Genomic DNA, 18,775 nt, shown 5'->3' on the forward strand with positions numbered 1-18,775 from the left:
GTGGCACGCCAGTGGGTCGGACCAGTGGGTTCGGGTCAGGGCAGCCGGCGATTGATCGCCAGGGCTGCGAACGCCGAGACCAGCGCGAACAACGTACCTGCGATGAGCCACGGCTTCGAATTGTCCCCCCGCCGGGTCTCGTAGCCGATCTCGTTCTGCAGCTTCTCGTACACCTTGTTGAGCTCGTCGAGGCTCGCCGCGGTGAAGAAGTCGCCGCCGGACAGGTTCGCGATCTTGCGGAGCGAATCGTCGTCGACGGGGACCGGCACCCGGTCGCCCTCGAGTTCGACGGTGCCCGTCCGGGTTCCGAAGGAGATGGTGGAGACCGGGATCTTCTCCTCCTTGGCCTTGCGGGCCGCGGTGAAGGCGCCGCGGGGGTCGTCGGGATCGTCGGGCACGGTCTCCTTGCCGTCCGACAGGAGCACGATCCGCGCCGGCGGGGCCGCCTCACCACCGCCGAGGACGGCGTTGAGCGTGCTGATCTGCTGCAGTGCCGCGAAAATGCCCTCGCCGGTCGCCGTCTTGTCGTCGAGTCTCAGTTTGTCGACGGCGACCTTTGTCGCGTTGTGGTCGGGGGTCGGTGACACCAGACTCGCCGCGGTCCCGGCGAAGGAGATCAGCCCGAGGTTGATGCCCTCGGTCAACTCGTCGGCGAACTTCTTCGCCGACTGCTGGGCGGCCCTGATGCGCGACGGCGCCACGTCGGTCGCGTTCATCGACCGGGACACGTCCATCACGAGGATCACCGTCGCCTTGTTGCGCGGGACCTTGCGGTCGGCCTGCGGACCCGACAGCGCGACCGTCAGCAGGATCAGCGAGATGATCAGCAGCGCGATCGGCACATGGCGGAACCGGTTGCGGTCGGCGGGTGCGACGGATTTCAGGAGATCGAGGTTCGCGAAGGTCAGCGCCCGCTGCCGACGACGACGCAGCATGTACACGTACGCGGCGCCGAGCAGCGCCACGACGAGCAGCAGCAACAACCACCAGGGACTGGACAGCATGGTCTACCCCACCCCGGCGGCGAGGCCGCGACGTCGCTGGGCGATGAACTTCACGGTGTCGGCGATCCACTCGCGGTCGGTGCGCAGCGTCAGCGTGGCGCCACCGCAGCTGCGCAGCGTCCGGTGCACGCGCTGCTGATGCGCCCGCGCGGCCGCGGCGAAGTCGCGTCGGAGGTCCTCGGTGACCGTCACGTCGTGGATCTCCCCCGATTCGGCGTCGGCGAGGGTGACCTCGCCGATCGGCGGCAGTTCGAGGTCACGCGGGTCGAGGACCTCGACCGCGAGCAACTCGTGGTGGGCGCCGATCGCGCGCAGCGATCGTTCCCAGTCGATCGGCCCGAGGAAGTCGCTGATCACGACCGCGAGACCCCGACGGCGCTGCGGCCGCCGCAGTGCCTCGATGCCGGCCTTGAGGTCTCCGCGGACACCGGGAGCACTCCGGTGCGTCGTCGCGATCGCCTTGAGCAGGTTCTGTGCATGGGCGCGACCGGCCCGCGCCGGTACCCGCACGAGGTCGTCGCCGGTCACGACGAGGGCGCCGTGACGGTTACCGCCGCCGGTGGTCAGGTGCACGATCGCGGCTGCCGCGGCCACCGCGAGGTCTCGTTTGGTGCAGCCGACGGTGCCGAAGTCGAGGCTCGCCGACGCATCGACCACGAGCCAGGTCTCGAGCTCGCGGTCGGCGATCATCTGGCGCACGTGCGGTTGGGTGGTCCGCGCGGTGACCGACCACTCCATGCGACGGACGTCGTCCCCCGGCTGGTAGGCGCGCGCCTCGCCCGGCTCCGAACCCGGTCCGGGGATGAGTCCGAGGTGCTCGCCCTGCAGCACACCGTCGAGCTTGCGGCGAACCGTGAGCTCCAACATCTTCAGAGCCGCGGTGAGCTGGGGCTCCTCGAGCAACCCGGCACCGAGGCTCGGCAGGTCCCGATTAGCCGCCATACCGCGAATTCGGGTTCACCGGACCGGAACCCTGCGGAACCTGTTGCGCGGCATAGCCGTTGGCACCCTGCGGCACGCCGGCGGCGTGGCCCTGCGGACCGGGACCCGACTGGTAGGAGTTCTGCGCCACCGGCTGCGCGCCGACCTGCGGGAGTCCCACGGTCTGCAAGACCCGGGTGATGACCTGGTCGGCGTCGATCTCGTCGGCCAGGGCGTCGTATGACAACACCAGACGGTGACGGAGGACGTCGGGCATGATCTCGACGATGTCCTGCGGGATGACGTAGTCGCGCCCGCGGACCAACGCGAGCGCGCGAGCGGCGGCGACGATACCCAGGGTCGCGCGGGGCGAGGCACCGTAGGACAGCCACGATGCGACGTCGCTGAGACCGAGCTCGGCCGGGCGGCGCGTCGCGTTGATGACGCGGACGACGTAGTCGACGAGCGCGTGGTGGACGAAGACGTTCGCGGCGGTCTTCTGCAGCCGCAGCATCGCGGCGGGGTCGAGGACCTGCGAGGCCGTCGGCGGGACATTGCCCATCCGGTAGACGATCTCGCGCTCCTCCTCCACCGACGGGTAGTCGACGAGCACCTTGAACAGGAAGCGGTCGCGCTGTGCCTCCGGCAGGGGGTAGACACCCTCGTTCTCGATGGGGTTCTGCGTCGCCATCACGAGGAACGGGTCGGGCATCGGATAGGTCTTGCCGCCGATCGACACGTGCCGTTCGGCCATGACCTCGAGCAGCGCGGACTGCACCTTGGCGGGCGCGCGGTTGATCTCGTCGGCGAGGAGGAAGTTCGCGACCACCGGACCGAGCTCGGTGTCGAACTCCTCGCGGCCCTGGCGGTAGATCCGCGTACCGATGAGGTCGGTCGGCACCAGGTCGGGGGTGAACTGCACCCGGGAGAAGGACCCGCCGACGACCTTGGCGAAGGTCTCGACCGCGAGCGTCTTGGCGACGCCGGGAACACCTTCGAGGAGGATGTGCCCGCGGGCGAGCAGACCCACGAGGATTCGCTCGACGAGCTGGTCCTGACCGACGATGACGCGCTTGACCTCGTAGATGGCCCGCTCGAGCAGGGCGACGTCGGCGTCGCTCAGCACCGACGAATCGGCGCCTGCCGCGGCCGGGTCCCCCGTGGCCGCCTTGTCGAGGGAGTGCGATTCGGTCAACCCGTGCTCCTGTTCATCTGAACTCTGCTGCTCGCTGGTGAGGACACGCCGGGACCGAAGGCACCCCCGCGTGTTTGTGCCAGCCTAGCCGTGCGAACTGAAAAGCTGCCAAGAAGATCCACGGCTCGTCGGTCAGACGCATTCAGAGCAGGCGGACCACGTTCGGCATCGCACCGCTGGTGCGCAGTGGCGACACCTTCACCACATCACCGGACTGCGGGGCCTCGACCATCTTGTTGTCGCCCAGGTAGAGCGCGACGTGCTGACTCGCGTTGGGACCGTAGAAGATCATGTCGCCGCGACGCATCTGCGAGAGCGGGAAGTGCGGACCCGAGGTGTACTGGTAGCCCGTGTAGTGCGGCAGTTCGATGCCCACGCCGCCGAAGGCGTACATCATCAGGCCCGAGCAGTCGAAACCGACCTTGCGGTAGTCGCCGTAGCTGTCGGCGACACCGCCGTCGCGGATGCCCTGCGTCGGACCGTTGGCGTCGCCACCGCCCCAGGCGTAGGTGACACCCAGCTGCGACAGGGCACGGTTGACGACGATCTCCACCGCCTGCGGGCCGCGCAGGCCCGGGCGCACCATGCCGCCCGATCCGCCGCCGCCACCGGAACCGCCGAACAGGGAGCCCAGGCTGCCCGAACCCAGCCGTGAGCTCAGGCTGTCGTTGCCGCTGCTGCCGGTGAGGTCCACGCCACCGAGGCCGAGCTCGTTGAGGAGTTCGGACTGCGGGAGCCGCTGCTCCCCGATGATGCCCGAGAGCATCTGCGAACCCATGTCGAGGCCGACGCCGAGAGCCGCCGATCCCACCTCCACCGCGATCTTCGCGGCGGCACGCGCGGCGATCGCGAGCAGCTCGTTGTCGGAGACGTTGGTGGTCGGCAGATCCGGGAGGGCGGCCGGGGCCGACGGAAAGAGGTCGGACAGCAGTTCACGGGTGGACGGCCCGGCGGCGTTCTTCTTCGGGACGTAGCCGCGGATCGAGTCGATCTTCTTCTGCACGCGGTCCCGCTTGGCGACCAGGGTCGCCTTGCGCTGCTGCTGCTCGGTGACGGCGGTCCGGGCCTCGGCGACCGCGGCCAGCGCGTCGCGCTTGCGCTGTTCGGCGCTCTTGGCGGCGAACGACGCCTGCCGGCGGGTCGCCTCGACCGCGGCGAGGCGATTGGCCTTCTGGTTGCGGGCGACCTGCAGTCGACGGATGGTCTCCTGCTGCTTCTTGCCGACCTGGTCGAGCAGCTTCATCCGGTCCAGGACCGCCTGCGGGTCCGGAGAGGCCACGTAGTTGGACATCGAACCCTGCTCGGCGCCCTGCTGGTAGGCGAGGCGGACGAACCCGTCGAAGGCCTTCTGCGCCTCGACGACGGCCTGGCCGGCCCGGTCGAGTTCGGTGCGCGCACCGCGCGCGGCGACCGTGGCCAGTCGCCGCTGGGCGAGTGAGTTCTGGAAGTCGACGATCGCGCGGTTGACGTTCTCCTGCCGCATCGCCAGGGCCTGGTCGAGGTCGACGATGTCCTGGTTGACCGCCGCGATCTCGTTGATCAGCCCGGACACCGGCGACTCGGGCGCCTTCTTCGGGGTGGCGACCGCATGACCGGCGCCGACCGCACAGATGAGAACGGCAGCCATGGCCGCCGTGACGCGCGCCGGCCAGGACGCACCTGTTCTTCCTCGCCTCACCTGAACTCCTCGCGGTTCTTCCGGGGACGTGCCCGATCCCGGATGTTGATCGAACGGCCACTGTGCCCCGACCACACACTGCACATGGGTCGCAGATGCCCCTATAGGGAACACAGGTCACACATGCGACATCAGAACCGTACGTCACATCAACCACACGAGAAAACCTAACGAAATGAATTACAAAGACGTGATTACCTGGGAAAATGCTGTGAACTGCAGATAGTTCACCAGTGCGGCTCAGGTCTCGAATTCGCAACAAACCGGTGGACGAACCGATTCGGGGGCGAGCACGACGCCACCGGCGCCACCGGACCGCGACGAGCGGTCGTCAGTGACGCAGACGAAAGTGAAGACCGGGCGTCAGGAAGACGTCGAGGAGTCGGCAGTCGCCCCGTCGCGAGACGCGTCCGGGTCGTCGACCGACGACGTGTGCGCACCGGTCGGGTTCACCGGACCGAGGGGGCCGCCCGCCGCCGCTGCGCGGGCGCGTCGGGTACGAAATCGCGCGCCCACCGCACCGAGGACGACGACGAGGATGAGGACCAGGCCGACGAGGGTCCAGTCGACGTGCGGTTCCGTCATCGAGTCGATCATCTGCCGGGCTGCCCCGGGCGGGTCGGTGAGCGCCAGGTTCTGGGTCGCCTGTTCCTGGATCACCCGGCTGAAGTCCGGCGACGAGCTGCCGACGGAGTTGGGACCGAGCACGATGACGGTGCCACCGACCTGCTCCTGCAGCTGATTGGCGATGTCGCGGTACAGGGTGAACCGCGGCTGCGTCTGCTCGATGACCACGAAGCTGACGTCGTGCCCCTTGCTCTTGGCGTACTCGATGACCTCGCGCATCGCGGGCACCTGCTCGGGGGTGGCACCCGCGACGCCGTCGTCGGCGATGTCGCGCGAGAGCTCCGCCATGTCGACCCCGACCAGCCCGGTGAGTTCGCTGTTCTCCGCGGGAGCGGCCAGCATCAGCATCGTCGGCTCGGGACCCATACGGCCTCACCCCTGTCTGTCGGTAACCCCCGCGGCGAGCAAAGCGGACGCTCACCGGACTTCGCCCTGCACCGTACGACACAATGGAGTCGTCCGGGTATTCGCCTACGCGTGCGGCCTCGACGGCGTGTCGTCGCCACCCCGCTGGGACAGTACGCTCGTACTGTTAGGCTGGACGAAGTTGTCGCGGGTCGTCTCGCGGACACCCGATGGCACCGGTGCAGCCCGCCGGTTCAACAATTCATCGAGCATCGCCGACGCGGCCCGTCGGCACACGAGGAGAGTGGATTTAGAAGTGAGTATCAATTCCTTCGGCGCCCGCGGCACGCTGGACGTCGGCGACAACAGCTACGAGATCTACCGCCTGAATGCCGTCAAGGGCGCCGAGAAGCTCCCCTACGCCCTCAAAGTGCTGACCGAGAACCTCCTTCGTACCGAGGACGGCGCGAACATCACCGCCGAGCACATCGAGGCCCTGGCCAACTGGGATCCGAACGCCGAGCCCAGCGTCGAGATCCAGTTCACGCCGGCCCGCGTGATCATGCAGGACTTCACCGGCGTTCCCTGCATCGTCGACCTCACCACGATGCGCGACGCCGTCAAGGAACTCGGCGGCGACCCGAACAAGGTCAACCCGCTCGCGCCCGCCGAGATGGTCATCGACCACTCTGTGATCATCGAGGCCTTCGGCAACGCCCAGGCCTTCGAGCGCAACGTCGAGATCGAGTACCAGCGCAACGAAGAGCGATACAAGTTCCTCCGCTGGGGCCAGGGCGCCTTCGACGACTTCCGCGTCGTCCCGCCGGGCACCGGCATCGTCCACCAGGTCAACATCGAGCACCTCGCGCGCTCGGTCATGGTCCGTGACGGCGTCGCCTACCCCGACACCTGCATCGGCACCGACTCGCACACCACGATGGAGAACGGCCTCGGCGTCCTGGGCTGGGGCGTCGGCGGCATCGAGGCAGAGGCCGCGATGCTCGGCCAGCCGGTCTCGATGCTCATCCCGCGTGTCGTCGGCTTCAAGCTGACCGGTGCCACCAAGCCCGGCGTGACCGCCACCGACGTGGTCCTCACCATCACCGAGATGCTGCGCAAGCACGGTGTGGTCGGCAAGTTCGTCGAGTTCTACGGCAACGGCGTCGCCGAGGTGCCGCTGGCCAACCGCGCCACCATCGGCAACATGAGCCCCGAATTCGGTTCGACCTGTGCGATGTTCCCCATCGACGAGGAGACCGTGAAGTACCTGCGCCTCACCGGCCGCAGCGAAGAGACGCTCGCCCTCGTCGAGGCCTACGCCAAGGAACAGGGCATGTGGCTCGAGAAGGACGCCGAGGAGGCCGTGTACTCGGAGTACCTCGAGCTCGATCTCGCCGACGTCGTCCCGTCGATCGCCGGCCCGAAGCGTCCGCAGGACCGCATCGAGCTGTGGGACGCCAAGAACGCCTTCCGCAAGGACATCCACAACTACGTCGAGAACGGCAACAGCCCGGCTCACACCAAGCTCGACGAGGCCGTCGAAGAGAGCTTCCCGGCCTCCGACCCGGCCACGCTGACCTTCGCCGACGATGACGCGGAACCGCTGCACTCGGCCGCCAACGGCGCCGAGGGCCGTCCGACGAAGCCGGTGCGCGTGGACTCCGAAGAGCGCGGCTCGATGATCCTCGACCACGGCATCGTGACCATCGCATCGATCACCAGCTGCACCAACACCTCCAACCCGTCGGTCATGCTCGGCGCGGCGCTGCTCGCCAAGAAGGCGGTCGAGAAGGGCCTGACCTCCAAGCCGTGGGTGAAGACCTCGATGGCTCCGGGCTCGCAGGTCGTCACCGGTTACTACGAGAAGGCCGGCCTGTGGCCCTACCTGGAGAAGCTGGGCTTCTACCTGGTCGGCTACGGCTGCACCACCTGCATCGGCAACTCGGGCCCGCTGCCCGAGGAGATCTCGAAGGCGATCAACGACAACGACCTGACCGCCACCGCGGTGCTCTCGGGCAACCGCAACTTCGAGGGTCGCATCAACCCCGACGTGAAGATGAACTACCTGGCCTCGCCGCCGCTGGTCATCGCCTACGCCCTGGCCGGCACCATGGACTTCGACTTCGAGTCCGACCCGCTGGGCAAGGACACCGACGGTAACGACGTCTTCCTCAAGGACATCTGGCCGACCAACGAGGAGATCGAGGCGACCATCGCGTCGTCGATCTCGCCGGAGCAGTACGCCGCCGACTACGCCGACGTCTTCAAGGGCGACGAGCGCTGGCAGAACCTGCCCACGCCGTCGGGCAAGACCTTCGAGTGGGACGAGAAGTCGACCTATGTGCGGAAGCCTCCGTACTTCGAGGGCATGCAGCTCGAGCCGGCACCCGTCTCCGACATCAAGGGCGCTCGCGTGCTCGCGAAGCTCGGCGACTCGGTGACCACCGACCACATCTCCCCCGCGTCGACGATCAAACCCGGCACCCCCGCCGCGCAGTACCTCGACGCCAACGGTGTGGCGCGCAAGGACTACAACTCGTTGGGCGCCCGTCGTGGCAACCACGAGGTGATGATCCGTTCGACCTTCGGCAACATCCGCCTGCAGAACCAGCTGCTCGACGGTGTGTCCGGTGGCTACACCCGCGACTTCACCCAGGAGGGTGCACCGCAGTCGTTCATCTACGACGCCGCGCAGAACTACGCCGAGCAGAACATCCCGCTCGTCGTGCTCGGCGGCAAGGAGTACGGCACCGGCTCGTCGCGCGACTGGGCGGCCAAGGGCACCAGCCTGCTGGGCGTCAAGGCGGTCATTACCGAGAGCTTCGAGCGCATCCACCGCTCGAACCTGATCGGTATGGGCGTCATCCCGCTGCAGTTCCCCGAGGGTGAGTCGCACAAGTCGCTGGGCCTCGACGGCACCGAGACCTTCGACATCACCGGTATCGAGGAGCTCAACGAGGGCAAGACCCCGAAGACCGTGCACGTCACCGCCACCAAGGAGGACGGCTCGAAGGTGGAGTTCGATGCCAAGGTGCGCATCGACACCCCCGGTGAAGCCGATTACTACCGCAACGGAGGCATCCTGCAGTACGTGCTGCGGAACATGATCAAGAGCTGACAGGAGCACGCGACGTGCCCAAGGTCAGTGATGACCGCCTTGCCGCGCGTCGTCGGGAGATTCTCGACGGCGCGCGGCATTGCTTCGCGGAGTACGGATACGACGGTGCGACGGTCAAGCGGATCGAGGAGTCCACGGGTCTGTCCCGCGGCGCGATCTTCCACCACTACCGGGACAAAGAGGCGCTGTTCCTCGCGCTCGCGCACGAGGACGCCGAACGCATGGCGGATGTCGCCGCCGAAGAGGGTCTCGTGCAGGTCATGCGTGACATGCTCACGCGGCCAGAGGATTTCGACTGGCTCGGGACCCGACTCGAGATCGCGCGAAAGCTGCGCACCGACAACAGTTTCCGGGCCGAGTGGATGGCACGGTCGGCCGAACTGGAACAGGCGACACTCTCCCGCCTAGAACGCGGACGTCAGGCCGGGCGTCTCCGCGACGATGTCCCCACCGACGTCCTGGTCAAGTATCTGGATCTCGTTCTCGACGGACTGATCACCCGACTGGCGTCGGGTCAGCCCACCGACGATCTGCACGCGGTCCTCGATCTCGTCGAGGAATCAGTGCGGGCCAAGGACTGATCACCGCGCGTTGAGGATCTGCATGACCTCGGCGATCGTGCGCCCCGCCGCAATCCGGTACGCGTGGACCGCCTCGACACCGGTGAGCTGGACGGTGGGGTGCCCCCTCGTCGACCAGCGAGGTTCCCGGAACACACCCAGGGACATCGGGTACAGATCCGGGTGCGACAACAGTCGGTCCGGGGCCGGTGACAGGCCCCGGACCTGGCGCATCCGTTCCCCTACGGCCGCCACCAGCCAGACCTCGGCCACAGCCACCGGCCGGATGGACGACAAGAATCTGTTCTCCCCGCGGGCGGTGACTGTCATCGTGTCCATACGCCGCACCCGCCACAACGACCCGAACACATCGAACCGCGCCATCCGATCGTTGTGTAGGTCGAACTCCACGCCGAGGCCGCGCAGCGCCGCGGAACATTCGACGCCCAGGAGCCGCCCCGAGAGTTCCCGCTCTCGGCGCCGCTCCTCCTCCTCACGGAGCCGGTCGCCGATCGGCTGGTATTCACGTTCCAGCACATATCGATTCGCTTCTGCGCCGTCGACGAGCCGCCGGTACAGCCACTCGGGATCGATCTGCAGGAAATAGCGGAAGAAGATCCGACGCGGCGCATTGTCCGCGATCACCACATTGTCTTCGACGAGCATCTCGACGCCGCGATCGATCGACCAGACCGCGGCCGTCCGTCCGTCGACCTCGGCCACCCAGCTCCAGCCGCGCGAACGGATCTCGGGTGCAGCCTCGGCGAGCACAGAACTCAGCGTGGTTCCGGACATCACCGAGATCCGGCGGGTATGGGAGTGCACGTCGTCGCCCATGGCGACGCTGTCGCGGTCCACCTCGATCGACAGCGGAGTCGTCACAAGCGGGAGTGTATTCGAGCGCGGGCGACGAGGCATCGCGTGGTGTATCCCACTCATCGGCACCGGTTTCGGCGGCTCGGTCGCCGCCTGCGACTCGGTGATCCGGTTTCGCCACAACGGTGTTCGAGTGTGGCCAACGCTGGCCGATCCGACCCGACGGCAGCACCTTCGCCACCTTCTCCAGCCCCGACAAGCGCGCCGCCTGGTTCGGCAACAAGTCCGGACGCCAACAGCGCGACCGCCATCCCCGTCGATCCGCATGCGGGCGTGCTCGACCAGATGGTCGGCAACGGCATCGAAGCCGTCTACGGCGGCGGTTCGCCGGTGTTCGGATCGTTCACCCCGGTCCCCCGGCGTCAGGACTTCGAGCACATCTTCCCCGCCGCGGCGAACTACTCCGAACTCCTATCCACGTACTACCCGCGCGCGAAGCGCACCCTCGGCGTCTCGCCACTGCCCGCCGACATCCTCGACCACCCGAACTATCTTCGACTTCGCGATCGACTGGGACATCGTCCGCCGCACGATCCGGACGGTGACCGCCGAGGCCGATCATCTCTTCATGGCGGTCGGCTCGTTCCACACCACCCGCATGCTCGTCGAGGCGAGCGAAAGGCACTCCGCCCCAGCCGGCGCGCGAACGGCGTCCCGAACCACTCCCGCGCCGTCGGATTCGGTTCGGCGGGTAGATATCACGGACTCGGCGGGGTCGTCATGGGCGAGGCGGCGTCGATGGCCGGTGCGGTCCGCGGCTACGACAACCTCTACGTCGTCGACGGCTCGTTCGTGCCGGGTGCCGTCGGACTGGTGAATCCCGCCCTGACGATCGCCGCGCTCGCCGAACGGAGGATGGACCGGTTCCTCGCCGAGCACTGACCGCGGATTCGGGTCTTCTCCCGACAGAGATGAGGTCCGTCGCGGGACCTGGGGTACTGTGACTCACGACACTCCGAACGATCGTTAGATAACGGACGTTCGGGGTCAATGTCCCCTTCGTCAGAGGAGTGCACCCTTGTTCCCTGGAGTCTTCGCCAAGTCCACTCCGGACAAGCCCGCCGTCATCCGCGCCGCGACCGGCGAACAGTTGACCTACCGTCAGCTCGACGAGAACTCGACGCGGCTCGCCAACTACCTGGAGTCGCTGGGCCTCAAGCGCGGCGACAACATCGCGGTGGTGTCCGCCAACGATCTCCGTGTCTTCGAGGTGTACTGGGCGGCCCTGCGCAGCGGCCTGTACGTGACGGCGATCAACCACCACCTGACAGCAGCCGAGACCAACTACATCCTGAACGACTGCAACGCCCAGGTCCTGTTCGCCGGCGCCTCGGTCGCCGACGCCGTCTCGCGTTCCGGCGAGATCGAGGCACTGACGGGCACCGGTCGCCGGGTCGTGTGGGGCGGCGATCTCGAGGGCTTCGACAGCTACGACAAGGTTCTCGCCAACGCTTCCGCCGAACCGCGCACCGATCAGCCGCGCGGCACCGACATGCTCTACTCGTCGGGCACCACCGGCCGCCCCAAGGGCATCAAGACCCCGATGCCCGACGGCCAGGTCGATCAGGTCCCCGACACCTACACGGCGATTTTCGCGCCGATGTACGGCTTCGACGAGAACGCCGTCTACCTGTCCCCCGCACCGCTGTATCATGCTGCGCCGCTGCGCTATTGCGGCGTGACCAACTCGGTCGGCGGCACCGTGATCATGCTCGACCGCTTCGAGCCCGAGGCCGCACTGGCCGCCATCCAGAATTACAAGGTGACACACAGCCAGTGGGTGCCCACGATGTTCATCCGCATGCTGAAGCTGCCCGAGGAGGTCCGCAACTCCTACGACGTCAGCAGCCTCAAGATCGCGGTCCACGCCGCGGCACCCTGCCCGGTCGAGGTCAAGAAGGCGATGATCGACTGGTGGGGCCCGGTCATCCATGAGTATTACGCCTCCACCGAGGCCGCCGGCGCGACGTTCATCGGCCCGCAGGAAGCACTCGATCACCCCGGCTCGGTGGGCAAGCCGCTGCTGGGCGTCATCCACATCTGCGACGAGGACGGCAAGGAGCTCCCGGTCGGCGAGGTCGGACAGGTCTTCTTCGAACGCGAGGATGTGACCTTCCAGTACCACAACGATCCGGAGAAGACCCGCAAGGCCCAGCACCCGGAACACGAGAACTGGTCCACGACAGGCGATGTCGGGTATGTCGACGCCGACGGTTACCTGTACCTGACCGACCGCAAGGCGTTCATGATCATCTCCGGCGGGGTGAACATCTACCCGCAGGAGGCCGAGAACGTCCTCATCAACCATCCCGCCGTCTTCGACGTCGCGGTGATCGGTGTCCCCGATCCCGACCTCGGCGAGGTGGCCAAAGCGTGTGTGCAGCTCGCCGAGGGACACGAGCCCTCCGACGAACTCGCGGACGAGCTCATCACGTTCACCAAGGACAGCATCGCCGCGTACAAGGCGCCGCGGTCGGTGGACTTCGTCGACGAACTGCCGCGCACGCCCACCGGCAAGCTGGTCAAGGGCGAACTGCGCAAGAAGTACTGGCCCGCAGGTTAGTTCACGATCCCTCAGGGAGCGGTCGCGCCACCGCTCCCTGAGGTGCGACCGAAGCGAGCCATCTCTCGCTCCCTGAGGTGCGACCGAAGCGAGCCATCTCTCGCTCCCTGAGGTGCGACCGAAGCGAGCCATCTCTCGCTCCCTGAGGTGCGAGCGAAGCGAGCCATCTCTCGCTCCCTGAGGTGCGAGCGAAGCGAGCCTCGAAGGGTCAGGCGAGCTCGATGATCTCCTGATACTCGTCGCTCCAGTGGTCCTCGGTGCCGTCGGGCAGGAGGATCACGCGTTGCGGATCGAGTGCGGCGGCTGCGCCGGGGTCGTGGGTCACGAGGACGACGGCCCCGGTGTAGCTGCGCAGGGCGTCGAGCACCTGTTCGCGTGACACCGGGTCGAGGTTGTTGGTCGGCTCGTCGAGGAGCAGGACGTTGGCGGCCGACGACACCAGACCGGCCAGCGTCAGGCGGGTCTTCTCACCACCGGACAGGGTGCCGGCGGGCTGGTCGAGCTGGGCGCCGCTGAACATGAACGCGCCCAACAGGCCTCGCAGTTCCTGTTCACCCGCGTCCGGTGCGGCGTGGCGGATGTTCTCCCACACCGATGCCTGGTCGTCGAGGGTGTCGTGCTCCTGTGCGAAATAGCCGATCTTCAGGCCGTACCCGGGTTCGAGCTGCCCGGTGTCCGGCTTCTCCACGCCGGCAAGCATTTTCAGGAGCGTCGTCTTACCGGCACCGTTGAGCCCGAGGACGACGACGCGACTGCCCCTGTCGATGGCGAGGTCGACACCGGTGAAGATCTCCAGTGAGCCATAGCTCTTCGACAGGCCCGAGGCCATCAGCGGCGTCTTGCCGCAGGTCGCCGGCTCCGGGAAGCGGATCCGTGCGGTGCGGTCGGCCACCCGCTCCTCGTCGAGCGAGTCGATCATGCGCTCGGCGCGCTTGAGCATGTTCTGCGCGGCGGTGGCCTTGGTGGCCTTGGCACCGAGCTTCGCGGCCTGCGCACGCAGTGCGGAGGCCTTCTTCTCGGCGTTGGCGCGTTCGCGGCGACGCCGTTGTTCGTCGGTGGCGCGCGCGTCGAGGTAGCGCTTCCAGCTCATGTTGTAGATGTCGGCCTCGCCGCGGACGGCGTCGAGGAACCACACCCGGTTCACGACGTCGGCGAGCAGGTCGACGTCGTGGCTGATCACGACCAGCCCACCCTCGTGGTTCATCAGGAAGCTGCGCAGCCAGGCGATCGAGTCGGCGTCGAGGTGGTTGGTCGGCTCGTCGAGCAGCAGCGTGGTGTCGGACTTTCCGGAGCCGTCGGAGGCGGCGAACAGGATGCGTGCGAGCTCGATGCGGCGACGCTGACCACCCGAGAGGGTGCGCAGCGGCTGGTTCAGGACGCGGTCCGGCAGGCCCAGGCTGTTGCAGATGCGCGCGGCCTCGGATTCGGCGACGTAGCCACCCAGGGCGGCGAAACGCTCTTCCAGACGTCCGTATCGGGCGACGGCCTTGTCGCGCAGCTTGTCGTCGGCGGCCTCGGCCATGCGCGCCTGCTGCTTCTCCATGTCGCGCAGGATCTCGTCGAGTCCGCGTGCGGACAGCACCCGGTCTTTGGCGAGGACCTCCAGGTCGCCCTCTTTGGGGTCCTGGGGCAGGTAGCCGAGTTCACCCGAGCGCCGGACGGTGCCGGCGTAGGGTTCGGTCTCCCCCGCCAGGATGCGCAGGGTGGTGGTCTTGCCGGCGCCGTTGCGGCCCACGAGGCCGATCCGGTCGCCGGGCTGGATACGGAGGGCGTCGCCGGGCGCCGACAACAGGGTCCGAGCGCCCGCTCGTACCTCCAGGTCGGTCGCGGTGATCACGACGGACCAGTCTACCGGGGCGAATCCAGTGGTTTTGCCACGACAAGGCCCCAGACCGCGCTGCGGAGTCGCCCCACGGCGACACGGTGGACCGATACGGTGGCAGACGTGACGCAATCCACAACGATTCCCCAGTCCTCGTTTCCCCAGACCTCCGACCTCACCGGCCGCTCTGCTCTGGTCACCGGCGCCAGCCGGGGCATCGGCGAGGCCATCGCCACCGAGCTCGCCCGGCGCGGTGCCTCGGTGGTCATCACGAGTCGCAAGCCGGAGCCCCTTGCCGAGGCCGCGGAGCGCATCCGCCAGGCCGTGCCGTCGGCGACGGTGACCGCGTTCGCGGCCAACACCGGTGACGCCGACGACCGGGCGGGTGCGGTCGCGGCGGCTGTGGAGCAGGGTGGCGGAATCCACATCCTGGTCAACAACACCGGCATCGCCCCCCTCGCCGGACCGCTGATGGACGCCGATCTGGGCGCCTACCGTAAGACCTTCGACACCAATGTCGTCGCCGCCCTCGGCTTCGTGCAGGAGGCGTACCGGGCGGGAATGAAGGACACCGGTGGTTCGGTGATCAACATCTCCTCGGTCGCCGGCCTGCGGTCGACGGGGGTGATCGCGGCCTACGGCACGTCGAAAGCGGCGCTGATCCGCCTCACCGCGGAATTGGCGTGGGAACTGGGGCCGAACATCCGGGTGAACGCAATCGCGCCCGCGATCGTGCGCACCAAGTTCGCCTCCGGACTGATCGCGGGCGAGAACGAGGCCCGGGCCGCCGCGGCGTATCCGATGAAGCGCATCGGCGAACCCGAGGACGTCGCCCGCGCGGTCGCGTTCCTCGCCAGTGATGAATCGGCCTGGATCACGGGCGAGACCCTCGCCGTCGACGGGGGCATGCTGGCGACCGGCGGCTCGTGACGACGCCCGGCGGCCCGGAGTTCCCGTCCGGATCACCGGCTGCGACGAAGGAAGACGTGTGAGCGCTGGAGTGATCGTTGTGGGCGCGGGACCGGCAGGGCGCGCACTCGCGCACCGGCTGCTGGCCGCCGCGATACCGGTGACCGTGGTCGACCCTCGTCCCGAACGGGTCTGGCAGTCCACCTTCGCCTGCTGGTCCGACGAGTTGCCCGGCTGGCTCGATCCGACGGCCTTCGCCGCCCGCCTCGAACGCATCGGCGTCGCCGGCACCGCCCTCGAAGAGGTCGACCGCGGTTACACGGTGTTCGACACCCCGGGACTGCAACGTTCGCTGACTCTCGACGGCGCCGAGATCGTGACCGACCGCGTCATCGGGATCGACGGTGCGCGAGTGCAACTCGACACCGGTCGGGCACTGACCGGGGACGTGGTGGTCGACTGCCGTGGCGCACTCCCCCACGAGGCGCCACGACAGACCGCCTACGGCATCGTCGTCGACAAGGCCACCGCCGCACCGGTTCTGGAGGGCCACGGGGCGTTGCTGATGGACTGGCGAGGCGGGATCGTCGACCGCCGCTCGTTGCCGTCGTTCCTGTACGTCGTGCCGCTCGGCGGGGACGAGTATCTCCTGGAGGAGACGTGCCTGGCCGGGTTGCCCGCCCTGGATCTCGACGAGCTGAAGCGGCGGCTCGAGGTCCGGCTCGGCGGGTTGCCGTCGGGTATCCGTCGCGTCGAACACGTGGCGTTCCCGCTGACCGGGTCCTCGCCTCAGCCGTGGCGGGACCCGACGTTCTGCTTCGGCGCCGCAGGCGGATTCAAGAATCCGACGACCGGCTACAGCGTCGCCACGTCACTGATGTGCGTCGATGCGGTGGTGGGCGCGCTGGCCGCGGGGCGCGATCCGGTCCCCGACCTGTGGCCCGCCTCGGCGCGTGCCGTCCACAACCTTCGACTGCGCGGGCTCAGCGCGCTGCTGCGGCTCAGCCCCACCCAGACGATCGCGTTCTTCGAGGCGTTCTTCGCCATGCCGATCGAGTCGCAGCGCAGCTACCTCAGCCGTCGCAACGACCTGACCGGCACCATGGGCGCGATGACCCGGGTCATTCGGGCGGTCGACATGCGCACCCGCAGCGTCGTGGCCCGCGGTGCGATGTCCACGCCGGAATGGGCCGGGGACCTCGGCTCGACCCCGCGCTTCCAGCGCCGGTGACCGCACTTCTCGCTGTCCCAGCCGTCGAACCGGAACACCGCCAGTCGTCCTGCGAGTGCCTCGAACTCGTCCGGCGTGCCGTCGACCACGAGGCCGCTGCGCTTGGCGAAACCGACACCGACCGGAACCTTGATCGCGAAGGCGCGCAGCACCGGTCGCGACTCCTCGGGCGTGAGTTCAACGATCCTGACCGGACGGGACCGCCGGCCCCGGCTCAACGTCCCGGCGCCGGCGGCCCGGGCATTGGCCGCCCAGTCCGAGCCCGGATAACCCGCGACCGTGTAGAGGCCGCCGTCATGCCCGAACGGTGTCATCGGCGTGCTGCGGGGCACCCCGGATCTCCGACCGGGCACCGTCAGCACCATCGCGGGACCGGTGCGAATGCCCACCCGTTGCGCCGCCGTCACCAGCTTGTTCATCGGTGTGAGCCAGCGGGGTGGCCGGGGATCGAGACCGGCGATGTCGTCGTCGGCCGTGTCATCGTTGGTCCTGTCGTCGTTGGTCATGTCATCGTTGGTCATGTCATCTAGGACGGGGCGCAGGCCGGGGAAGTTACCTCTGCGCGCGGTAACTTTCCGGGCCGCTTGTTCGTCGTGAAGACATGACCGATCCGGCGGCCCTCGAACAGGCCTGGCGTGAGCACCACCCGTACACGGTGAATCTCGCCTACCAGATGCTGGGTGACATCGGGGCTGCCGAGGACACCGCACAGGAGGCTTTCCTGCGGCTGGCCCGCGTCGAGATCGAACGCCTGCAGGACATCCGAGCGTGGCTGACCGTGGTGACTGGGCGGTTGTGTCTGGACCACGTCCGATCCGCCCGAGCGCGCCTGGAACGTGTGGACACCGACGACGTCATCGAGACCGCCGCCCCGGGTGCAGATCCTGCCGACCGGATCACACTCGACGACGAGGTGCGGGCCGCACTGTTCGAGGTGCTCAACCGGTTGTCCCCGGGAGAGCGGGTCGCATTCGTGCTGCACGATGTGTTCGCCGTGCCGTTCGATCAGATCGCCGAGACGGTCGGCAGACCGGCGGGCACCTGTCGGCAGTTGGCCCGCCGCGCCAGGGCGAAGTTCACCGCCGCAGTCCGCCGCCCCGTCGATGTCCCCGAAATCCAGCACCGGCAGGTCATGGACACATTCATCGCGGCGTGTGCCACCGGCGATCTGCAGGCGTTGACCGCCGTGCTCGACCCGACCGTCTGGGGTGTGGGCACGGTGCTGGCCGACCCGGCCCCGACGAAACAGGTCAACCACGGTCCCGATTCCGTGGCCACGAACCTGCTGCGTCATCTCGGGCCCGGCGCGACGTTGGTGTGTGGGCCGGCCGGGGATCCGGTCCTGCTGGCGTACGACCGCCGCCGGTTGTTCGCCGTCGTCGTGCTGAGCATCCGGGACGGCCGGGTGGTCAGGATCGAGGCCACCGCGGACCCGTCGGCCCGGAATCGGTGACTGCCGGTCGGCGTCTCGGCTCGTGGCGGTCAGCGCAGGTGACATGACCTCTTGGATCGCGAGCAGGATTCATCCGCGTCGGCGAAGTTCACGCCATTGCCGGATCATGTCGTCGACGTCGATGGTGTGGGCGACGACGCTGTGGGGCATCGCGATCTGACGCGCGGCGAGATGAGCTTCGCGCACGCGGCGGTTGAAGTCGTCGAGGATCTCACGCACGGCGTCCTCGTCGGCGATGTCGCGCAACGACTCCGGGAAATCCTGCGCCTCCCGGCGTAATTGGAGAGGCGCGGGAAGGAGAGCCGACGAGTCCAGGTTCTCGTCGCGGATCTTGCGTTTGACCCACCAGTCGGGATCGTCGCTGTCGGAGAGGTCCAACGGCTTGCCCGCCCCGGGCAGGTTGTCGAACTCCCCGCGCTCGGTCGCCTCGCGGATCATCCGCTCGACTCGACTCTCGAACCGATTCACACCAA

The 18,775-nt window shown here is 67.9% G+C and carries 14 protein-coding genes and 2 pseudogenes; 7 read left to right on the forward strand and 9 right to left on the reverse strand.

Going from position 1 to position 18,775, the window contains the following annotated elements; all coding sequences use genetic code 11:
- Positions 1 to 35 precede the first annotated feature (35 nt).
- The 5 genes from GAA2_RS12465 to GAA2_RS12485 all read right to left on the reverse strand — a co-directional run bounded on the left by GAA2_RS12465 (position 36) and on the right by GAA2_RS12485 (position 5,791).
- Positions 36 to 1,004, reverse strand: coding sequence for a VWA domain-containing protein (locus GAA2_RS12465; RefSeq protein ID WP_024498157.1), 969 nt, complete (start codon positions 1,002 to 1,004; stop codon positions 36 to 38).
- A 3-nt stretch (positions 1,005 to 1,007) separates the two neighbouring features.
- A complete protein-coding gene (locus tag GAA2_RS12470) occupies positions 1,008 to 1,946 on the reverse strand; it encodes a DUF58 domain-containing protein (protein ID WP_006436238.1) in 939 nt (312 codons plus the stop codon).
- The gene (locus GAA2_RS12475) at positions 1,936 to 3,120 is read right to left on the reverse strand and encodes an AAA family ATPase (protein WP_096273976.1); all 1,185 of its coding nucleotides are present in this window, start codon (positions 3,118 to 3,120) and stop codon (positions 1,936 to 1,938) included. Before GAA2_RS12475 ends, GAA2_RS12470 begins: the two co-directional genes overlap by 11 nt.
- Before the next feature lie 142 nt (positions 3,121 to 3,262).
- On the reverse strand, positions 3,263 to 4,798 hold the full coding sequence (locus tag GAA2_RS12480; protein ID WP_035760326.1) for an NlpC/P60 family protein: 1,536 nt from the start codon (positions 4,796 to 4,798) through the stop codon (positions 3,263 to 3,265).
- Between the two features lie 363 nt (positions 4,799 to 5,161).
- Complete coding sequence (locus GAA2_RS12485; RefSeq protein WP_024498154.1) at positions 5,162 to 5,791, reverse strand: DUF6676 family protein; 630 nt, start codon at positions 5,789 to 5,791, stop codon at positions 5,162 to 5,164.
- Between the two features lie 295 nt (positions 5,792 to 6,086).
- On the opposite strand from GAA2_RS12485, the gene GAA2_RS12490 reads away from it, so the two are divergent.
- Positions 6,087 to 8,888: an aconitate hydratase gene (locus GAA2_RS12490; RefSeq protein WP_024498153.1), complete on the forward strand. Its 2,802-nt coding sequence runs from the start codon at positions 6,087 to 6,089 to the stop codon at positions 8,886 to 8,888.
- A gap of 14 nt (positions 8,889 to 8,902) precedes the next feature.
- A complete protein-coding gene (locus GAA2_RS12495) occupies positions 8,903 to 9,469 on the forward strand; it encodes a TetR/AcrR family transcriptional regulator (protein WP_024498152.1) in 567 nt (188 codons plus the stop codon).
- On the opposite strand, the gene GAA2_RS12500 is transcribed toward GAA2_RS12495, so the two are convergent.
- Positions 9,470 to 10,330: a hypothetical protein gene (locus tag GAA2_RS12500; RefSeq protein ID WP_024498164.1), complete on the reverse strand. Its 861-nt coding sequence runs from the start codon at positions 10,328 to 10,330 to the stop codon at positions 9,470 to 9,472.
- Here GAA2_RS12500 and GAA2_RS12505 point away from each other — a divergent pair.
- Positions 10,284 to 11,206 (forward strand): annotated as a pseudogene (locus tag GAA2_RS12505) (GMC oxidoreductase). The gene GAA2_RS12500 and the pseudogene GAA2_RS12505 overlap by 47 nt on opposite strands.
- Positions 11,207 to 11,342: 136 nt before the next feature.
- Positions 11,343 to 12,887, forward strand: a complete 1,545-nt coding sequence (locus tag GAA2_RS12510; protein ID WP_096273974.1) for an AMP-binding protein — start codon at positions 11,343 to 11,345, stop codon at positions 12,885 to 12,887.
- Between the two features lie 208 nt (positions 12,888 to 13,095).
- Here GAA2_RS12510 and GAA2_RS12515 read toward each other — a convergent pair whose 3' ends face one another.
- On the reverse strand, positions 13,096 to 14,724 hold the full coding sequence (locus tag GAA2_RS12515; RefSeq protein ID WP_096273972.1) for an ABC-F family ATP-binding cassette domain-containing protein: 1,629 nt from the start codon (positions 14,722 to 14,724) through the stop codon (positions 13,096 to 13,098).
- A gap of 99 nt (positions 14,725 to 14,823) precedes the next feature.
- Here GAA2_RS12515 and GAA2_RS12520 point away from each other — a divergent pair, with 99 nt between their 5' ends.
- Entirely contained in the window at positions 14,824 to 15,639 is an 816-nt protein-coding gene (locus GAA2_RS12520; RefSeq protein WP_191834379.1) for an SDR family oxidoreductase, read from the forward strand.
- A 58-nt stretch (positions 15,640 to 15,697) separates the two neighbouring features.
- Positions 15,698 to 16,849 carry a lycopene cyclase family protein gene (locus GAA2_RS12525; RefSeq protein WP_096273968.1) on the forward strand — a complete coding sequence of 384 codons (1,152 nt, stop codon included), beginning with the start codon at positions 15,698 to 15,700 and terminating at the stop codon, positions 16,847 to 16,849.
- Between the two features lie 23 nt (positions 16,850 to 16,872).
- Here GAA2_RS12525 and GAA2_RS12530 read toward each other — a convergent pair.
- Positions 16,873 to 17,268, reverse strand: a pseudogene (locus GAA2_RS12530) (nitroreductase family deazaflavin-dependent oxidoreductase); the annotation flags it as partial.
- 182 nt (positions 17,269 to 17,450) lie between these two features.
- Here GAA2_RS12530 and sigI point away from each other — a divergent pair.
- Positions 17,451 to 18,302: an RNA polymerase sigma factor SigI gene (gene sigI, locus GAA2_RS12535; RefSeq protein WP_096273966.1), complete on the forward strand. Its 852-nt coding sequence runs from the start codon at positions 17,451 to 17,453 to the stop codon at positions 18,300 to 18,302.
- Positions 18,303 to 18,371: 69 nt separating this feature from the next.
- Here sigI and GAA2_RS12540 read toward each other — a convergent pair whose 3' ends face one another.
- Positions 18,372 to 18,770, reverse strand: a complete 399-nt coding sequence (locus GAA2_RS12540) for a DUF1992 domain-containing protein (RefSeq protein ID WP_024497094.1) — start codon at positions 18,768 to 18,770, stop codon at positions 18,372 to 18,374.
- Positions 18,771 to 18,775 lie beyond the last annotated feature (5 nt).

It is taken from the genome of Gordonia ajococcus, assembly GCF_012974285.1.
GTDB lineage: Bacteria > Actinomycetota > Actinomycetes > Mycobacteriales > Mycobacteriaceae > Gordonia > Gordonia amicalis.